This is a genomic window from Seonamhaeicola aphaedonensis, from assembly GCF_003386195.1.
Taxonomy (GTDB): domain Bacteria; phylum Bacteroidota; class Bacteroidia; order Flavobacteriales; family Flavobacteriaceae; genus Seonamhaeicola; species Seonamhaeicola aphaedonensis.
Map to the genome: position 1 here is coordinate 40,646 of NZ_QRDX01000003.1, position 20,936 is coordinate 61,581.

The 20,936-nt window shown below is 34.5% G+C and carries 15 protein-coding genes and 1 pseudogene; 2 read left to right on the forward strand and 14 right to left on the reverse strand.

From position 1 onward, the window contains the following. Window positions 1-4: 4 nt before the first annotated feature. The 9 genes and pseudogenes from ruvB to DFQ02_RS06000 all read right to left on the reverse strand — a co-directional run bounded on the left by ruvB (window position 5) and on the right by DFQ02_RS06000 (window position 12,473). Window positions 5-1,027 (reverse strand): Holliday junction branch migration DNA helicase RuvB, encoded by a 1,023-nt coding sequence (gene ruvB, locus DFQ02_RS05960; protein ID WP_116040094.1) that lies wholly within the window; start codon window positions 1,025-1,027, stop codon window positions 5-7. Between the two features lie 123 nt (window positions 1,028-1,150). Then, the gene (locus DFQ02_RS05965; protein WP_116040095.1) at window positions 1,151-2,941 is read right to left on the reverse strand and encodes a cytochrome c oxidase subunit I; all 1,791 of its coding nucleotides are present in this window, start codon (window positions 2,939-2,941) and stop codon (window positions 1,151-1,153) included. A 28-nt stretch (window positions 2,942-2,969) separates the two neighbouring features. Then, window positions 2,970-4,049, reverse strand: a complete 1,080-nt coding sequence (locus DFQ02_RS05970; protein ID WP_116040096.1) for a cytochrome c oxidase subunit II — start codon at window positions 4,047-4,049, stop codon at window positions 2,970-2,972. A 31-nt stretch (window positions 4,050-4,080) separates the two neighbouring features. Beyond that, a complete protein-coding gene (locus tag DFQ02_RS05975; RefSeq protein WP_116040097.1) occupies window positions 4,081-5,457 on the reverse strand; it encodes a quinol:cytochrome C oxidoreductase in 1,377 nt (458 codons plus the stop codon). A 20-nt stretch (window positions 5,458-5,477) separates the two neighbouring features. After that, window positions 5,478-6,029, reverse strand: coding sequence for a c-type cytochrome (locus DFQ02_RS05980; protein ID WP_181896364.1), 552 nt, complete (start codon window positions 6,027-6,029; stop codon window positions 5,478-5,480). Window positions 6,030-6,038: 9 nt separating this feature from the next. Next, window positions 6,039-6,572, reverse strand: coding sequence for a DUF3341 domain-containing protein (locus DFQ02_RS05985; RefSeq protein ID WP_116040098.1), 534 nt, complete (start codon window positions 6,570-6,572; stop codon window positions 6,039-6,041). A gap of 39 nt (window positions 6,573-6,611) precedes the next feature. Beyond that, window positions 6,612-8,033 (reverse strand): annotated as a pseudogene (gene nrfD, locus DFQ02_RS05990) (NrfD/PsrC family molybdoenzyme membrane anchor subunit); the annotation flags it as partial. Between the two features lie 28 nt (window positions 8,034-8,061). Continuing rightward, window positions 8,062-11,151, reverse strand: coding sequence for a TAT-variant-translocated molybdopterin oxidoreductase (locus DFQ02_RS05995; RefSeq protein ID WP_116040100.1), 3,090 nt, complete (start codon window positions 11,149-11,151; stop codon window positions 8,062-8,064). A 29-nt stretch (window positions 11,152-11,180) separates the two neighbouring features. After that, window positions 11,181-12,473: a c-type cytochrome gene (locus DFQ02_RS06000; protein ID WP_116523810.1), complete on the reverse strand. Its 1,293-nt coding sequence runs from the start codon at window positions 12,471-12,473 to the stop codon at window positions 11,181-11,183. 210 nt (window positions 12,474-12,683) lie between these two features. Between DFQ02_RS06000 and DFQ02_RS06005 the strand changes: the two genes are divergently transcribed. After that, entirely contained in the window at window positions 12,684-13,085 is a 402-nt protein-coding gene (locus DFQ02_RS06005) for an SPOR domain-containing protein (RefSeq protein WP_116040101.1), read from the forward strand. 29 nt (window positions 13,086-13,114) lie between these two features. On the opposite strand, the gene pckA is transcribed toward DFQ02_RS06005, so the two are convergent. Further along, window positions 13,115-14,731 (reverse strand): phosphoenolpyruvate carboxykinase (ATP), encoded by a 1,617-nt coding sequence (gene pckA, locus DFQ02_RS06010; protein ID WP_116523811.1) that lies wholly within the window; start codon window positions 14,729-14,731, stop codon window positions 13,115-13,117. Window positions 14,732-14,792: 61 nt separating this feature from the next. Further along, entirely contained in the window at window positions 14,793-15,188 is a 396-nt protein-coding gene (locus DFQ02_RS06015; RefSeq protein WP_116040102.1) for a DUF423 domain-containing protein, read from the reverse strand. A 139-nt stretch (window positions 15,189-15,327) separates the two neighbouring features. Between DFQ02_RS06015 and DFQ02_RS06020 the strand changes: the two genes are divergently transcribed. Then, window positions 15,328-15,798, forward strand: coding sequence for an Lrp/AsnC family transcriptional regulator (locus DFQ02_RS06020; RefSeq protein WP_116040103.1), 471 nt, complete (start codon window positions 15,328-15,330; stop codon window positions 15,796-15,798). A gap of 61 nt (window positions 15,799-15,859) precedes the next feature. Here DFQ02_RS06020 and DFQ02_RS06025 read toward each other — a convergent pair whose 3' ends face one another. The 3 genes from DFQ02_RS06025 to DFQ02_RS06035 form a co-directional block, all read right to left on the reverse strand. Next, window positions 15,860-16,702 (reverse strand): alpha/beta hydrolase family protein, encoded by an 843-nt coding sequence (locus DFQ02_RS06025; protein ID WP_116040104.1) that lies wholly within the window; start codon window positions 16,700-16,702, stop codon window positions 15,860-15,862. Then, window positions 16,699-19,449, reverse strand: coding sequence for a PD-(D/E)XK nuclease family protein (locus tag DFQ02_RS06030; protein WP_116040105.1), 2,751 nt, complete (start codon window positions 19,447-19,449; stop codon window positions 16,699-16,701). Before DFQ02_RS06030 ends, DFQ02_RS06025 begins: the two co-directional genes overlap by 4 nt. Before the next feature lie 80 nt (window positions 19,450-19,529). Continuing rightward, window positions 19,530-20,906, reverse strand: a complete 1,377-nt coding sequence (locus DFQ02_RS06035; protein WP_116040106.1) for an OmpA family protein — start codon at window positions 20,904-20,906, stop codon at window positions 19,530-19,532. Window positions 20,907-20,936: the final 30 nt, after the last annotated feature.

Consider the following 20,936-nt stretch of genomic DNA (forward strand, 5'->3'; position numbering starts at 1 on the left):
AGTTTCAAAATAATCCTCCTTGAATATTACCTTTTATTTTTCCCAAATGTTTGTAGGCTAGCTCCGTTACTTCACGTCCGCGTGGTGTTCTCATAATAAACCCTTGCTGAATTAAAAAAGGTTCATAAACCTCTTCAATAGTCTCAGGACTTTCACTTACAGCTGTTGCAATCGTAGTAATTCCTACAGGACCACCTTTAAATTTATCAATGATGGTAGATAAAATTTTGTTATCCATTTCATCTAAACCGTGCGCATCAACATTCAATGCCTCTAATGCAAATTTTGCGATTTTAATATCGATGCTGCCATTACCTTTTATCTGTGCAAAATCACGAACTCTACGCAATAATGCATTGGCTATACGAGGTGTTCCTCTACTTCTACCTGCAATTTCAATTGCTGCTTCCATAGAAATAGGTACATTTAAAATAAAAGCACTACGTTGTATTATTGTAGTGAGCAAATCTGTTTTATAGTATTCTAACCTGCTTTGAATACCAAAACGAGCACGCATTGGAGATGTTAACAAACCCGATCGAGTAGTAGCGCCAACTAATGTAAATGGGTTTAAATTGATTTGAACCGTGCGAGCATTAGGCCCAGATTCAATCATAATATCAATTTTGTAATCCTCCATGGCGGAATACAAATATTCCTCTACAATGGGGCTTAATCGATGAATCTCATCAATAAACAGCACATCTCGGTCTTCAAGATTTGTTAGTAATCCTGCTAAATCTCCAGGTTTATCTAAAACTGGTCCAGATGTAACTTTTATACCTACCTCTAACTCATTAGCCAAGATATGCGCTAAAGTTGTTTTACCCAACCCTGGTGGACCATGAAACAAAGTATGATCTAAGGCTTCGCTACGTAGGTTAGCTGCCTGCACAAAAACCTGAAGATTTTCTAAAACCTGATCCTGACCTGTAAAATCATCAAAAGCTAAGGGTCTTAATTTTTTTTCAACGTCTAACTCTTGAGGAGAATAATTTTCGTTGGATGGATTTAGGTTTTCGTTCATTTAGTTCCCTTATTTTGTAAAAGTACTGAAACCATTTTGATCGTTATTGCAACAGCACAAACAAATATAAAGAAAAAGCCTTTCTAATTTAGAAAGGCCTTAATCTATTATAATATTAAGATTTTAATGCTGAAGTTCTTCTTCACCGTCCTTTAACGGAATATTTTGAGGGACAAAGTCTTCATCATGACCTGGTTTACTATAGTCATAAGACCAACGGTATACGTGTGGTATCTCACCTTCCCAGTTTCCATGGATATGCTTAATTGGTGCGGTCCATTCTAAAGTAGTTGAGCGCCAAGGGTTTTGAACTGTTTTCTTACCATAGTACATACTAATAAAGAAATTGTATAAGTAAACTATTTGTACAACACCCCCAATTAAGGCAAATATTGTAATAATTACATTCACGTTTGAAACATCATCAAACAATGGAAAATTACTATTTGTATAATACCTGCGTGGTAGTCCTGCCATACCAATAAAATGCATTGGGAAGAATACACCATAAGCACATACAGCGGTTACCCAAAAATGAATATACCCTAAATTTTTATTAAGCATTCTACCATACATTCTAGGATACCAATGATATATTCCCGCAAACATACCGTATAATGCAGATATACCCATTACTAAGTGGAAGTGTGCTACTACGAAGTAGGTATCATGAACATTAATATCTAGTGCACTATCTCCAAGAATAATTCCTGTTAATCCACCAGTAATAAATGTAGAAACAAAACCAATTGAAAATAACATGGCTGGATTCATTTGTAGGTTACCCTTCCATATGGTCGTAATCCAGTTAAATGCTTTTACAGCAGAGGGAATTGCAATTAACAGAGTAGTAAATGTAAATACAGAGCCTAAGAATGGATTCATTCCTGAAACAAACATGTGGTGTCCCCATACAATTGTTGAAAGGAAAGCAATTGCTAGGATAGAGGCTATCATAGCTCTGTATCCAAAAATTGGTTTACGTGAATTTGTTGCCATAATCTCAGAAACCAATCCCATAGCAGGTAATATTACGATATACACCTCAGGATGCCCTAAGAACCAAAACAAGTGCTCAAATAAAACTGGCGATCCACCTTGATAATGCAATACTTCGCCCTGAATGAATATATCTGATAAGAAAAAGGATGTACCAAAACTTCTATCCATTATTAATAATAATGCAGCTGATAAAAGTACTGGGAACGAAATAACACCAATAACTGCAGTGATAAAAAATGCCCAAATAGTTAAAGGTAATCTTGTCATAGACATCCCTTTAGTTCTAAGATTTAATACGGTTACAATATAGTTTAATGAACCTAGTAACGATGATGCAATAAATATTGCCATAGATACTAACCATAATGTCATACCTGTTCCAGAACCACCTTGGGCCATTGGTAATGCTGATAATGGTGGATAAATAGTCCAACCAGCAGCTGCAGGTCCTGCAGATACAAATAACGAAATTACCATCACTACACTAGATAAAAAGAATAACCAGTATGATACCATATTCAGGAAACCTGAAGCCATATCGCGTGCTCCAATCTGAAGAGGAATCAATAAGTTACTAAACGTACCACTCAATCCGGCAGTAAGTACAAAGAATACCATGATGGTACCATGAATAGTCACTAATGCTAAATATATATCGGCATCCATAACACCCTCTGGTGCCCATTTACCTAAAAGCGCTTCAAATATTACATTTGGTTGTTCTGGCCATGCAATTTGCATGCGGAACAACAATGACATAATTACACCAATAACTCCCATAATTGTACCTGTTACCAAGTACTGTTTGGCAATCATTTTATGATCCTGACTAAATATATATTTAGTTACAAACGTTTCTTTATGATGATGTCCGTGGTCGTCGTGTGCGTGAGTATCTGCGTGTGCTGACATAATCTTATCTCGTTTTTTCTTTTTTAAATTAGTTAATTAGAGAGTTTTTGAATTCTTTCTGTTCTTTTAACCATGCATTAAATTCTTCTTCTTCTTCTACTACAATTTTCATTTGCATATTGTAATGTGATTTTCCACAAATCTTATTACATATTAGAAGATAATCAAATTCATAGCGTTCTAAAGCTTCCTCGCCTTTTGCTATCAACTTTTTACTATTCTCAACTCTAATTTCATTAATATTAGCAACCTTGTCTTTCATTTGTTGCGTCGCACGCATTTCTGCAGTTGTTTTAGTAGGTGTAAAACCAAACTGAGTAATCATTCCAGGTACACAGTTCATTTGTGCTCTAAAATGTGGCATATAAGCAGAGTGTAAAACATCCTGAGAACGCATTTTAAATAGCACCGGTCTGCCTTTAGGTAAATGTAATTCTGTAGTGATGATATCGTCTTGCGCATTAGGGTCAGCTTCATCTAAACCTAAAATATTAGCACGGTCAATATCTATTAAACGAACATTGGCTTTACCTAACGTATTATCTGCTCCCGCGTATCTTGCTTTCCAGTTAAACTGTTGTGCATATAACTCAATAACAATTGGGTCATCACTTTCATCAACACCCATAATATTAATCCAAGTATTTAATCCGTAAATAATTAACCCTGCTAAAACAATTACCGGAATAATAGTCCAGATAGCTTCTAATTTATTGTTATCTGCAAAAAATAAGGCTTGTTTTCCTTTTTCACCTTTATACTTAAATGCGAAATAGTGTAAAAGGAATTGAGTAACAGTTTGCACAAAAAAGATAATAACCAAAGATATTATCATTAAGTTATCGATGGTAGGTCCATGCTCTGAAGCCGAGTTAGACAACAAAGGTAAATCTCCCCACTTTACACAGCTCACAATGGTTATCACATAGATAAAAGCTAAGAAACCCATCATTAAATATCCGTTTAAGGAATTATCCTTATCTGTGGCTACTCCTGGAATCTCATCGCCTGCACTACTCTTAGCTTGTGCTAAATCGAATATTTTAACCATTTGCCAAATGGCGATTAAAATAAATACTAAAACTATAATTGTTAATAAAGCAGTCATTGGTATTGTTCGTCTTTATTTAATACTTTTATTAATAATGAAAATCTTCGCTTTCCTTTCTAAATGGGTATCTTTTTACAAGTAAAGGTGCTTTTGTTAAAGCAGTAAATACAACTAAAATAAATAACCCAGCGAATAATAATATTGAGCTAATTTCTGGAATACCGATAAACCATCTGTCTCCAACCGTAGCCGGCATAATCATGTTAAATATATCTATGTAATGACCGAATAAAATAACCAGACCTGTCATTACAACAAACCAAGGAATACGTTTGTAATCGGCGTTCATTAACATTAATATTGGGAATACAAAGTTTAAAGCTACCATTCCTAAAAACGGTAATTTGTAATCATTAAATCTTGCTATAAAGTAAGTTACCTCTTCTGGTATATTTGAATACCAAATAAGCATGAATTGTGAGAACCATAGGTATGTCCAGAAAATACTAAATGCAAACATGTATTTAGCAACATCGTGCAAATGGTTTTCATTCACAAAATCTAAATAACCTCTAGATTTTAAATATAGTGATATGAGTGCAATCACAGTAATACCACTTACAAACATACTCGCAAACACATACCATCCAAATAAGGTTGAGAACCAGTGAGGATCTACACTCATAATCCAATCCCAGGACATCATAGATTCTGTGTAAATGAAGAATACTAAAAATCCGGCTGCAATACGGAATGATTTTTTAAAATTCTTATTATCATCAGCAGTATCTTGAGCAATTGAAAACTTGCGAGAAAAATGACGGTATAAACTCCAGCCAGCAATAAATATGATAGCTCTAATAGCAAAACCACCTACACTTAACCAACCTGATTTTCCATCAATTAATTTATCATAATGCTCACTTTCTGGATTGGTGACATCTGGATTCATCCAAATGAATAAACTATCATGACCTATGAAATGAGAGGCTAAAGCAATAATTACAACTATTACAGCTCCAGGCAACAGATACGATGTAATACCTTCCATAACTCTAAAAAGTACAGGAGACCATCCGGCTTGTGATGCTACCTGAATAGCATAGAATGCTAAAACGCCAAGTGCTATCATCATAAAGAAGAATGCAGCCACATATAATGCCGCCCAAGGTCTATTAGCAATTTGGTGCTGTACATGCTCAACATGTTTTGTATGCTCATCACTTGCATGGGCTTCGTCACTATGAGAATCATGTGATGCTGCGTGGGTATCATGAGATGCTTCTGCATGAGAATCGTGAGTAGTTTCTCCGTGACCACCACCATGATGTGCTTCGGATTCTAATAAGTGCTCAACTTCTTCAAAAGATTTATGAGATGTCATAAAACCATAACCTATACCTAATAGTCCTAAAACCATTAGAATGATAGAAAATGTCTTTAATTTTTTTGAAAATGTATACATATCTATATAATCTTATCTTCTTACTTTTCTAAATCTGCTTTTAACTTTAACACGTATGAAACCACTTGCCAACGCTCCTCTTCGTTTAATTGATTAGCGTAACTTCCCATAGCATTCTTACCGTAGTAAATTACATGATAAATACTGCCTTCGGTAATGGCTCTTCCGGCATCATCATAACTTGGAATACCCAATATTTTTTCACGCTTAACTAAATTACCCTTTCCATCTCCTTTAGTTCCATGACAAATACCACAGTAAATATCATATAACTCTTTCCCTCTAACTAAATCTACTTGAGTAGAATCTAAAGGATTGGTTAAAGTAGCTTTTGCCAAATCATAACCTTCAGTAGTATTTTCAATATCGAAAGGTACATGACCTCTAGGTACAGTGCCTTCAGCAGGTAATTGAGCTTCTAGCCCATTACGGAACGCAGCTTCACCATAAGTTTCATACCCTCCAGATTCATACATGTTAGGCATGAATTGGTAATTAGGAACTGTATCTTTTTTACATGATACTGCTACAAACACGATTGCTATTGCTAATATTTTTATTAAGCTTTTCATATTACTATATTAATGCGCTTCTTTATCTACTAAATTAATTTCTACAGCCCCAGTTTCTTTTAGCAAATTTTCTAACTCACTTTCATTTCCATGAACTGCTATCTCCATTAAAAAATGGTCATCAGTAGTTCTAGGGTCTGGGTTTTCGGCTTTCTTAAATGGCCACATTCTGCTGCGTAAATAAAATGTAATAACCATTAAATGCGCCGCAAAAAATACTGTTAACTCAAACATAATTGGGACAAAAGCTGGCATGTTTTCTAGATAACTAAAACTAGGTTTACCACCTATATTTTGTGGCCAGTCTTTTATCATGATAAAATTCATCATGATTATTGCCACAGTTAAACCAACCAAACCGTACATAAAAGCTGTAATGGCAATACGTGTTGGAGCTAATCCCATAGCTTTATCTAGTCCGTGAACTGGAAACGGTGTATATATTTCTTCTATATGATGTTTCTCTGCCTTAACCTTTTTAACAGCAGACATTAATACATCATCATCAGTATAAATAGCGTGAATTACTTTTGAAGCTTCCATATGCTACTTTTAGTTATTTGTTTCGTTATTGTTACCTCCTGAAGTTCTTGCATCAACACCAGTACCCACTAAACTTTTTCCTGCCTCACGTAAGTTCTTGTATTTTTCTCCAGATGATTTTAAAATTGTTTTTACCTCGGCCTGCGCAATTACCGGGAATGTTCTTGAATATAGTAAGAACAACACGAAGAAGAATCCTATGGTTCCTATAAATATACCTATATCAACAAATGTTGGAGAGAACATCGTCCATGAAGACGGTAAGTAATCTCTGTGTAACGAGGTTACGATAATTACAAAACGCTCAAACCACATCCCAATGTTTACAACAATTGAGATTACAAAAGAGAACATGATGCTCGTTCTTAATTTCTTAAACCACATAAACTGCGGTGAGAATACATTACAAGTCATCATTGCCCAGTATGCCCACCAGTAAGGTCCTGTTGCTCTGTTTAAGAACGCGTATTGCTCATATTCTACACCAGAATACCATGCAATAAATAACTCTGTTATATAGGCTACACCAACAATAGAACCGGTAATCATGATAATAATATTCATCAATTCTATATGCTGCACAGTAATATAATCCTCTAGATTACATACCTTACGCATAATAATTAATAAGGTATTTACCATAGCAAATCCTGAGAATACCGCACCAGCAACAAAATATGGTGGGAAGATGGTTGTATGCCAACCAGGAATTACAGAAGTTGCGAAGTCAAACGATACAATGGTATGTACAGAAAGTACTAAAGGTGTTGCTAAACCAGCAAGAACTAAAGATACTTCTTCAAAACGTTGCCAATCCTTAGCACGACCAGACCATCCAAAACTTAATAATGAATATATTTTCTTTTGAAATGGCTTAATGGCTCTATCTCGTAACATAGCAAAATCAGGTAATAAACCAGTCCACCAAAACACTAATGAAACTGATAAATAAGTAGAAATTGCGAATACGTCCCACAGTAACGGCGAGTTAAAATTCACCCATAGCGAACCAAACTGGTTTGGAATTGGTAATACCCAGTATCCTAACCATGGACGACCCATATGAATAATTGGAAACAAACCTGCTTGAACTACCGAGAAAATAGTCATTGCCTCTGCAGAACGGTTAATTGCCATTCTCCATTTTTGACGGAATAATAAAAGTACAGCAGAAATAAGTGTTCCTGCGTGACCAATACCTACCCACCAAACAAAGTTGGTAATATCCCAAGCCCAACCTACGGTTTTATTTAAACCCCAAGTTCCAATACCAGTAGATATGGTATAGATAATACATCCAATTCCCCAAAGAAAAGCTGTCAATGCAATTCCAAAAACAATCCACCATTGTTTATTTGCTTTTCCTTCTACAGGTTTTGCCACATCCACAGTCACATCGTGGTATGATTTATCGCCTGTAACTAAAGGTCTTCTAATAGGTGCTTCGTAATGAGACGCCATAATTATATAATTGATTCTTTAATTAGATTTATGCTTCTGTTGTATTTCTCACTTTGGTTTGATACATTACATTTGGTTTTGTGCCAACATGCTCTAACAAGTGATACATACGGTTATCTTTCTTAAGTTTTGCAACTTTACTTTCCTTATCATTGATATCTCCAAAGGTCATAGCGCCACTACTACAAGCTGCAGAACAAGCTGTTTGTAATTCTCCATCCTTAATTGGACGACCATCACGCTTCGCATCTAAGATAGTTTTTTGTGTCATTTGAATACACATAGAACATTTTTCCATCACTCCTCGAGAACGAACAACTACGTCTGGATTCAATACCATACGCCCTAAATCATCATTCATATGATAATCAAATTCATCATTACCAGAGTATAAGAACCAGTTAAAACGACGTACTTTGTAAGGACAGTTATTTGCACAGTATCTAGTACCAACACATCGGTTGTATGCCATGTGGTTTTGACCTTGACGACCGTGCGACGTTGCCGCTACAGGACATACCGTTTCACATGGTGCATGATTACAATGCTGACACATTACTGGTTGGAAAGCTACCTGAGGATTATCTGCAGCAGATTCCATTTCGTTAAACTCACTTAATGAGCTTCCTAAACCAGAAATTTCATCTTTTTTATGGTTATCACTCTCAAATGATTCTTCTGACGAGTAATACCTATCAATACGCAACCAATGCATATCACGAGATCTACGTACTTCTTCTTTACCAACTACCGGCACATTGTTTTCTGCATGACATGCTATCACACAAGCTCCACAACCAGTACAAGCATTTAAATCAATCGATAAATTGAAATGGTGTCCAATGGAACGATCAAACTCATCCCATAAATCAACCTCAGGTGAATCTACTGGAACTGGTTCGTGATTTAAAGATACCGTTGGAATGGCATTCCAGTACTTTTTATCTTTGGTATTAAATACTTCTAAAGTAGTTTCTTTAAGAATATCACCACGCCCCATTAAGGTGTTATGCAACTGAACACATGCAAACTCATGCATTCCTGAAGCAGCCTCAACAGTAATACTTTGTACATTGTTAAAGTTTTTATATAGAGCATAGGCATTTACACCTGTTTGCATTTCTTCTTTTAAACCAGCAGTTCTACCATAACCAAATGATAAACCTACTGAACCTTTAGCTTGACCAGGTTGAATGATTACTGGCACCGTAAGGCTAGTTCCATTAACAGTTACATTAGCATAACTTCCGTTTAATGCTCCAGTGGCCTCATGTTCATTTTTTAAGCCCAATACTTCAGCATCTGCTTTAGAAACTGTTAAGTAGTTATCCCAAGAGGTTCTGGTAATTGGATCCGGAAACTCTTGTAACCATGGATTATTGGCTTGTTGACCATCACCCATACCAGTTTTAGTATATAATGTTAATTCTAAACCTTCAGTAGATTTCACAGATGACGCTAAAGCACTCGCTGCATTACTTGCTGGAGTTTCAACATCGTCAGCAGTTTCAGTAGTATCCTCAATATCTGTAGCAATTTCGCCTACAAATATACCATCGTGTAAGGCTTGGTTAAATGAACCACCACCTAAAATATCTGTTCCCCAAGTTTCTTTTATGTAATCAGAATATGTTGAATCATTTTCAGTCCATTTTAACAAAGACTCCTGAAACTGTCTCGTATCAAATAGAGGACGAATAGTAGGTTGCGTTAAAGCGTAGTGTCCTTTCTTGATTTCTACATCTCCCCAAGATTCTAAATAATGAGGCACCGATGCTATGTACGTAGCCAAAGATGATGTCTCATCAGCTTTTAAAGAGAAAGCTACAGAGAATGTGTTTTTTAATCCTTCAGCAAAATCAGCAGCATTTGGCAATGTATATACAGGATTAACACCTGCCATTAATAACACACCTACTTTACCTGCTTTTAAATCAGATACTAAAGCAGCAACATCGTTATTACTACCTTGTCTTGTTTTAATAGGTGTTTTTGGATTGAATGCTTTACTAGCTAAAGCTTCATTTATTTCTAAAACAACGGTTTGAGCATTCACATCTTGTATCCCAGTAACTACTACACCGTTACTTCCTGCTTTTTTAAGTTGAGATGATACTTTTTGTACCGCATCTTCAATATGTTCTGGCAAACTTCCGGAAAAACCACCACCAACAACTAGACTGTATAATTTTGCTAAAGCTAATTTTTGTTGGCTAGGTGTCATTGGAACACGCTTATCGGCGTTAGCACCAGTTAAAGACATATTAGATTCAAACTGAATATGACGAGACATTTTCCCATGATCAGGAATTCTGTTCTTAGCATATCCAGAATCGAAACCACCACCTTGCCAGTCTCCTAAGAAATCAGCTCCAACAGACACGATAGTCATGGCTTTAGAGAAATCGTAATCAGCAAGACCACGTTCTCCATATTTTACTTGGTAAGCATCTAATGCCGCAGATTCTGAAACTGCATCATACACTACATGGCGAACATTACCATATTTTTCTTTGAATTCAGCAATTAATTTACTTGTTGATGGACTTGCAAAGGTTTGTGTTAACAACACAATGTCTTTACCCGTCTCAGAAGCTGCTTTTAATTGCTTTACAACTTCAGTATCCAATTCATCCCAAGAAACAGAGACATCTCCTTTCTTTGGACTTTGAACTCTTAAACTGTCATACAATCCTAAAACCGAAGCATTTACTCTAGCATTAGCACTTCCGTGCGTAAATGCTAAAGCATTATTTTCAATTTTAATTGGACGACCTTCACGAGTTTTTACTAAAACACTTGCAAAATCGAATCCATCGGCTACCGTAGTAGCATAGTAATTAGCAACACCCGGGATAATTTCCTCTGGCTGCACAACGTAAGGAATTGATTTTTTTACAGGACCCTCACAAGCAGCTAATGACGCAGCCGCTGTACTAAATCCTACATACTTTAAGAAATCGCGACGAGTAGTAGAACTCCCTTCCAAAGCTTCTTTATCTCCTAAAAATTCATCTACAGGAATTTCTTGAACAAACTCGTTTTGTTTTAGCGTCTCAACAATAGAACTATCTTTCAGTTCTTCAACACTTTTCCAGTATTTCTTGTTTGATGACATATGATATAATTGAATTACTTCTTACTTAATTAATAATGACACTTACCACATTCCAGTCCACCCATTTGAGCTACTGTTAACTTATCAACGTTATACTTTTTAGATAATTCTTCATGAATTTTCTCGTAGTATTCGTTATCTTCAACTTTAACATTAGTTTCTCTGTGACAGTTAATACACCATCCCATGGTTAATGTTGAATGCTGATATAAAACTTCCATTTCCTCTACTGGGCCGTGACACGTTTGACACTCTTGACCTCCAACTGTAACGTGTTGTGAATGATTAAAATAAACAAAGTCAGGTAAGTTGTGAATTCTAATCCATTTAACTGGTTTAGATTCACCTGTATATTGTTGTGCTGCATCATCCCATCCAACAGCTTCATATAGTTTCTTTATTTCACCATCATAGAATTCTTTAGAGTACTCTGGCGAAGTCTCACCGTTGTATTCATAGATAGATTTATGACAATTCATACAAATATTTAATGATGGAATACCAGAATGTTTACTTACTCTAGCAGATGAGTGACAGTATTTACAATCAATTCCATTATCTCCCGCATGTATTTTGTGCGAGAAGTGAATTGGTTGTACTGGTTGATATCCTTGGTTGACATCTATCTGCATTAAATAACCATACATGAAATATGCACTAGCCAATAAGAAGAAAATAGCTGTAACCAACATTAAAAATTGGTTTTCAACAAAAGCTTTCCATAAAGGCTTTCTTTTTGACACCTCTGGCAAGTCAATATTCTGAACCTCAGCAAATCTGCGTAATGTTTTGTTCACTAAATATAAACCAGCCGCTAATAAAATGAATAAGATCGCTAGAGCACCTAAGATAAGTTCATTTGAAATACCTCCAGAACCAGTATTACTTTCATTACCAGGAGTTAGCACCGGTGTATCGGGTGCTTTAGGAGGCTCAGCAGCTGTGTAAGCTAAAATATTATTAATATCCTCATCACTTAACTGAGGAAAAGCTGTCATGGCAGCGTTATTGTACTCTGCATATATCTTATTTGCATAAGCATCTCCAGATTTAATAAGCGCAGAACTGTTTCTTATCCATGCATAAATCCATTCTCTATCTAAACCTTGTTCATCCGCCAAGCGCTGCTCAACATTACGTAAAGCAGGTCCTGTCATTTTCTTATCTAGCTTATGACAAGCGGCACAATTGGCATTAAATAATGATTTTCCTTTTGCTGGATCTCCTTCTTGAGCGGAAAGCGAGGTTGTAAACGCTAATAAAATAACTAAGCCAAAACGAAGAATGTTTTCACTTAATTTACGGTGAATCACCTGTTTCATATTATTGGTTAAATTAACTTCTAATCTTTGGTATGATTTTTTCATGAAACATGACAAAAGTCATACTTTTAAAATCTCAGGCAAAAGTAATATTAAAAGTCGATTTTGGAAGTATTGGAGAGTTGTTAATTGTTAATTTAGAGGGATTCTAAATAATAAAAACAACCATATTTTAGTTAATATCGTATAAATTTGTAGAAATAATAAAAAATGTTGCATTTTAGTTCAAAACCCAAAGCCTTTATCATCATTTTATTTTTAATTTTCACTGTTACTTCTTTTGCTCAACAAGGACAGGTAGACATAAATCAAGATCATAAAATTGACCATTTGCTGAACGTCAAAAAAGAATTGAATAAAACCGAAAATAGCTCTGATAGGTATAAAATTCAGATTTACAATGGCAATCGATCTGGTGCTTATGCTGCCCAAAAAGAATTTCACGAAATCTTTAGTGATTGGAAATCTAGAATAGAATACGAATCGCCTAATTTTAAAATTTGGGCTGGCAATTTTAGAACACGTTTAGAAGCAGATAGAGCTTTGAAACGCATCAAAAAAGAATTTCCTAGTGCTTTTATTTTTAAGCCCAAGAGCACAATAAATAATTAAAGCAACTAAATAGAGAACGTTAATAACTTTTAAAACGCATACCGTTGAGGGCCGCCGCGTCTTATTTCCTCATTGCAATGTGATTCAAACTTTTTAAAGTTTTTGCGGAATGCATTTGTTAACTTAAACGCCATTGTATAATACGCATTATCATCGTTCCAAGTTTGTCTGGGACTTAAAACACTTTTTGGCACTCCAGGACAGGTTCTAGGTTGCGCAACACCAAACACTGAATGTATGTGATAATCATCATAGTTATAAAGCCCTAAATCTCCATTTAAAACAGCATTAATCATGGCTCTGGTATATTTTAATTCAATACGCTTCCCAACGCCATAAGGACCGCCAGTCCATCCGGTATTAACCAACCACACATTAACTTTAGCTTCTATCATTTTCTTACTCAACATTTCAGCATATTTTGCTGGGTGCAATGGCATAAAAGGAGCACCAAAACATGCCGAAAAAGATGGTTGAGGCTCCACAACCCCTGCTTCTGTTCCAGCAACTTTTGCTGTATAACCCGAAATAAAATGATAAGCTGCCTGACTAGGTGTTAATTTAGAAATAGGCGGTATCACGCCAAAAGCATCTGCTGTTAAAAAGAATATATTCTTAGGATTAAAACCTACTGATGGTACTTGAATGTTTTCTATAAAATGAATAGGGTAACTTACTCTGGTGTTTTGAGTAATTGAAGTATCAGCAAAATCCACCTCGGCATTGGGCTTTAAAACTACATTTTCAAGAATGGCTCCCTTTTTTATAGCATCATAAATTTCTGGTTCCTTCTCTCTAGTGAGATTAATAACTTTAGCATAACAACCACCTTCAAAATTAAAGATGTTGTTGTCATTTGTCCAACCGTGCTCGTCATCACCAATTAAACTTCTATTAGCATCTGTCGATAACGTGGTTTTTCCAGTTCCTGAAAGTCCAAAAAAGATAGCGGTATCTCCCTCTTTACCTACATTAGCACTACAGTGCATTGGTAGTGTATCCTTAAAAACTGGAAGTATAAAATTGAGCGCAGAGAAAATTCCTTTTTTTATTTCACCAGTATAACCCGTACCGCCTATTAAGGCTACTTTTCTTGTAAAGTTTAATATGGCAAAATTATGCTGACGCGTTCCATCTTCATCAGGGTTTGCCATAAAACCCGGTGCGTTAATTACGATCCACTCAGGCTTAAACCGCTTTAAATCTTCTTTCTCTGGCCTAAGAAACATATTATATGCAAATTGGTTGCTCCAAGGATACTCATTTATAACCCTAAGATTTAATCTATAATTAGGGTCTGCACAAGCATAACAATCTCTAACAAAGACTTCCTTATCAGAAAGGTAATCTACGACCTTATTATAAAGTTTATCAAACTTATCTGCTTTGAAAGGAATATTAATATCACCCCACCAAACTAGATCTTTGGTAATACTATCTTTAACAATAAATCTATCTTTGGGAGAACGCCCTGTAAACTCACCAGTATTTACAGCTAAGGCACCTGAAGAAACCTCAACCCCAAGTCCTTTTTCAATAGAAATATCATGTAATTGTTTTGGGGATAATTGGTAATTAATTCTAGCATTATTTATACCATAACTCTCTAAAGAAACGGTATTAATCTTTATATTTTTAATTGACATATAATTTAAAAATTTATTCATTTCTCAAAAATATGACAATATTACTGTATTATATGTATAATTATTTGATTTTTTTATTAATTCTTGAAAATTCAATAAACAAAAAACTCCAAGCTAAAACAAAGAGCAATCCACCAATTGGGGTAATAAAACCAATAGCTTTAAAATTAAAAGACCATAACGCATTGGTTGCTAAACCATAAATAGACCCAGAGAAGAAAACAACACCAAAAACCACTAAATAGAAAATTACTTTTTTAACTTTTAGTCTAATTAAAGAACTACCACCTATATACAGTAACAAAAGTGCATGATACATTTGATAACGTACGCCAGTTTCAAACGTTTTTTGAGATTCCATAGAGATTAATTCCTTTAGTGTATGAGCTCCAAAAGCCCCTAAAATAATTGCTAAAAGACCTAGTATTGCTGCGGTTAATAAAATTGGTTTTTTCATTATATTAAGTTTAAACACCTTACAAATCTAGTTAACTATTTGTATACATTAATATTTATGCAGACAATCAATTTCAAATTTTTAGTTTTAATTTGAAACCAAATGATTACATTTGCGTTCTAAACAGAAACTTTACTAAATGAAAAACAAAGAAAAAGCCCTTACAATTGACGGTATAGACAAAAAAATACTACGCGCTTTAATGGTAGATGCTAGAACACCTATTCTTGAAATTGCTCGTAATGTGGGGATTTCTGGAGCAGCCATCCATCAACGTCTACGTAAACTTGAAAAGTCTGGTTTAATTACCGGATCAAAATTTGTAATAAATCCACGAGTTTTAGGTTATACCACGGTTGCTTTTATTGGGGTATATTTAGATAAAGCTATTCACAACCCTGAAGCCATTAAACAACTTAAAAAAGTTCCCGAAGTTCTAGAATGCCATTACACCACTGGAAACTGGAATGTTTTAATAAAGATTATTTGTAAAAACAATGCGCATTTGATGCACTTACTTAATGATGAAATCCAAACAATTTCTGGAGTTTCAAGAACTGAAACATTTATTTCTTTAGACCAGCAGATTGACAGACAGATGAGAATTTAATTTATAAATTACACATAAATTTACAAACAACTCCAAGTAGCATAATTGCTTGGAGTTTTTATTATCTTAAAAATTCAATAATTGTATCAACAACTTCCCTAAGCTCTTTCGGGAGGTGATTTTCTCCCCATGGGTGGTGTGCATTAAACACATGATTAGCACCTTCAATAATTTTTAACTTACTTTTAGGGTTCCACTTGTGAAGGCTTTGGGCTTCATCAATTAAAACACTGGTATCCTTATCACCATGAATAATCAAATGAGGAATGTTTAACTTTGAAACTGCCTTTTCAATATGTAATCGGTCTTTATGATTCATAGTGTCTTCATAAAACTGATAAAAATGTGGCATTTGCTGTTGGGTTCGTCCGTTTAAAACATATTTAATACCTGATTTTTTCCAGTCTTCAATATTAGTGTTCGTTACAGATCTATTTAAAAAATCAGACACCCCTGCTAAACTGATTAGTTGCTTAATTCTTGAATCCTCATAAGCTTTAATTGAAACAATTCCTCCACCTCTGCTATGCCCCAACAGTATAAGATTATCTAAGTTGCCTAAAGTTTTGATAGTATCATTTTCAAAGCACCAATCTATAACAGATTGTAAATCGTCTAACTCTTTGGTATAATTGTTATTACCAAACGCATCTAAATCTGGAAAGTCTATAGGTTGTTTAATAGTACCACCATTATGAGAAAAATTAAACTTTAAAAAGCAAAATCCTGCCTTGGCAAAGGCATCTGCCATAAGATTCCAAGCGCCCCAATCTTTAAATCCTTTATATCCATGACAAAAAACAATTATTGGGTTATTTGTTGATTTTTCTAAGTAAGTGACATCTATTAAAATAGGTTTATTGTGTTTCCCATCAATAACAAAAATATCTTTTTTTAGCATCATACTTCTTTTTCAGTAAATGGAATTTCATTATTACAAATCTCTAAGATGAGTTGTTTTAATTCTGTGCTAAAATTATTAATTGTTTCTTGAGTAATTAGGGTGTCTTTTTTAGCATGAGGGCCTATTCTATCTTTTTTTGCAAATTTCAAGAATCCATTATTTAAGTTTTTAAACGATATGATACCGGCTTCAATAGGTAGTTTAATGCTTCCTGAAAGCTGCATCATGTAAGCATATAAAAGCACCTGAAAACTTTTACTGTACTTTTTATAATCTAAAGTAATGTCTTCCCAATTAACAACCTCCACTTCTGTCTGTTCTACTTTTCCTGTTTTGTAATCAATGATTCTTATTAGGCCGTTGCGTTCATCAATCCTATCAACCATTCCTGTGAGTCTAACCGGAAAGTCAAGTTGGTCAATATCAACTTGCACTGTACTTTTCTTTTCAATAGCCATTATTTTAATTTGGTTACCAGCCCTTAAATCTTGAATTTCTAAATCTAAAAAATTAGACACATATCGTTTGGCAATTTCAAAAATAATGAGATTTTTCCCTGTTTTAATGTCTCCTTCTTTGTAAACATCTGCAAAATGGAGCATCACTGTTTCAGAAATTAACTTTTTTAAATTTTGAATACTATTTATAGTTAAAAAAGAGCCCACCAATGGTTTGTAAAAATCTTCAAGTGTATTGTGTACAACCGTCCCCAAAGTATTGGCGGCCACGGTTTCTTCAACTTCATCAAACTCTCTTATTTTTAAAACCTTCTGATAATAAAAATCAATAGGGTTTCTTATATAATTTGTTAATGATGAGGGTGAAAAACCTTTCTCCGCAACGTCTTTTAATATTTCAAGAACGCTATCGTTTTTCTCTACTATATTTAGTTTTGCTTCAATGACTGGTACTTGTGGAGCCACAATAGCGTGCTTTATTTGATGTGTTGGATCTAATTCCAATTGAGTGATAAAACGACTTTTTTCACCACCATTTAATACATCGGCTTCAGTATTATAAATTATATAAATATTTTTGGCTCGTTGTAAAAGGCGATAAAAATGGTAGGTATAAACCGCATCTTTTTCTTTGTATGTAGGGAGGGTATTCTCTATTTTAACATCAAAAGGAATAAAGGAATTATTATTTTTTCCTGACGGAAGAATACCTTCATTCACGCCAGAAATAATAACTGTTTCAAAATCTAAAACACGCGACTCTAACATCCCCATAACTTGTAGACCTTGTAGGGGTTCTCCTTGAAAATCTAGTGTCTCTGAAGTTAATAGTTCCTTGTATATACTATGCAAAGTAGTAATGTCTTTAATGTGATTATACTTTGAATTTAGTCTAACCAGCTCATTAAACAACTCATTGAAACGGAATAAATATTCTAGAGATAGAAGGTTAGATGTTTTATCTCTATCTAAATAAGTTTTTATGTAAAGAATCAATTGCAAACAATTCTCTAGAACCCTATCAACACCATTCCAATTTAAAAACAATAAGTTTATAATCTCTGAAGCCTCTGGAGCCATATCCCTTAAGCGATTAGGAGATAAATAAATAAGGTTATTATTATCAATAGTTTCTATAATTTTTGAAGCATTATCCTGGAATAGAACACTTATAAATTGGTGTGATACTATATTGATAACATCTCTGTAGTATAACAATGTTGAATACGTTTTGTGAACATGAAATAACGATTCAAATAAAGAAGCAAGTGGGATGGATTTTAATGGGAATCCCATGGTAATATTTAAAGCTTCAATATCATTAGGCAAAGAATTTAATGTAGGAATTAAAAGGTTTTCATCACCTAAAATAACTGCTGTATTTTGTAAAGATGGATTTTTATCTTTTAAGCTATTTAAAAGAGAGCCAATGTATTTTGCTTGTCCTATGTTTTTTGGAATACCAAATACAGAAATATTTTTATGATTTGAATAGTTATTGGTAATCCAATTAAAAGGGTGCTTTTTAAAGTATAACCAATTGGCTTTGTGCTGTCTGGCAAATAAGCCTGCATCATGCTTAGGATTGTCAAAAAATACCTGGTCTATATCCCAGTATATTTTGGCCATATCGTTTTGAAGTAACTCTTGAATAATAGTTTCTTCTGCAGTATTAAGAGCGTTAAAGCCCAAGAAAATATGTTGTTTATCTGTATTGCTTTGAATATAGGATTCTATATTTTCAACAGCTTCTCTGTAAATTAACCCTTGATAACCTATTTTTTTGCTTAAGAGAATGTCTGTAAAACGAGAATAATAACTACCTAATTTATTCCAAAATGCTAAGTATTTTTTTATTAAACCAGATTGTTCTTCCTCTACAGACCAGTGCTTATATTCAATTTCTTTAATAGCACTTAAATAATTGAAAATATTGTCCTGATGAATAAGATATCGGTCTATTTCATTAAAGTCTTGAATAAGAACTTGTGCCCATTTTGAAAAAACTTCAAAAGTATCTTTTTCACTTTCTTTTGTTAGTTGAATATAGGTATTATAAAATTCAAAAAGAAGTTCTGTATTACTGATTTTTCTAAGCTCTGAAAGATCTTCAACAAAGGCTTCAATACTAATAATAGAGGGCGAAAAAATCGTTTCATTAGCAACTTGAGATAATTGATGCTTTAAGAATAAACCAGCACGCTTACTGGGCATAACAAAAGTAAGATTTGAAAAATTACAGTTGCTTTTTTGTAAATCTTTTAAAACATCAAAAATAAAAGTTGTCATTGTATAAAAATAAAAAACGCTTCGGGAATCCCGAAGCGTTTTTTTAAAAGTTATTTTGAGGAATTAACTTTACTTAATTATTATTTAGCTAAGTTAATTTCAACACGTCTGTTATTAGCTCTACCAGCTCTAGTCTTGTTAGTGTCAATTGGTTTAGACTCTCCATATCCAAGTGCAGATAATCTAAATTCATCTATACCATTATCTACTAAATATTCTTTAACAGAAAGTGCTCTTTTTTCTGAAAGCCCTTGGTTTAATTTTTCGCTACCAGTGCTATCGGTGTGCCCTTCAACTGTAAATTTAGCAGTTGGGTACTCATTAAGGATACCAATAATATCTTTTAACACTTCTTCAGATTGAGATTTGATTGTGGACTTACCAAGATCAAATAAGATGGTTTTAGCATACTCATTTAAAGTTTTTTGAACTTCCTCAGTAACTTCAGGACATCCGTTGTTAGCTACAGTTCCTTTTACGTCTGGACATTTATCATCTTTATCTAATACACCGTCACCATCAGTATCTGGCCAAGGACATCCGTTGTTAGCAGCAGGACCAGCTTCATTAGGGCATTTATCTTCACCATCAGTAACGCCATCGCCATCAGCATCTGGACAACCGCCTAAAGCTTTTAATCCAGCTACAGTTGGACATTTATCGTCTTTGTCAGCAATACCATCACCATCAGTATCAGGACATCCATTTAACTCAGCTAAACCAGCTTCGTTAGGACAATCGTCTTTACTATCTTGAATACCATCACCATCAGTATCAGGACAGCCTTGGAAAGCTTCTAAACCAGCAACGTCTGGACAAGCATCGTCTTTGTCATAAATACCGTCACCATCTGTATCTGTTCCTCCAAATTTGATAGAAATACCTGCAGAGTGTTGAAAATGAGTTTGCAAATAATCTTCAAACGCATGTTTATATGATGTTTGAAGTGTAAAACCGATATTTTCGCTGAACCAAATGTTTAAACCAGCAGTACCATTTAAAGTACCAGCACCAATTTCATCAATCCAAGTGTAACCACCACCTACACCTAAGTAAGGATCAATAGTTGTTCCTTGTAAAAAGTTGTATTTGATAGTACCATCAATTCCGTAGTATGATAAATCATCTACTTCGTTTGTGGTATCAGGGTTTCTACTAATGTCACCCCATTTATCAATTTTGTTTAATGATCCTGCAGCGCCAAACGAGAACCCGTCTCCAAGGTATTTAGATACCGAGATTGTAGACAATGAAGGTAAAATGTTGTAATGGTCTGTTACGTTTACAAATTCATCAAAGATAGTTTCGCTAAATAAACCACCATCTCCAGATGGGTAAGCATCAACGGCATTAGCTCCAATGGTAATTTGCCATGGATTGTTTTTGTCTTGAGCATCAGCGTAATTATAACCAAGTACAAGAACGAATGCCAACAATAATCTGCTAAGATTTTTCATATTCAAAAAGTTTAATTTTTAAGTGTTAAT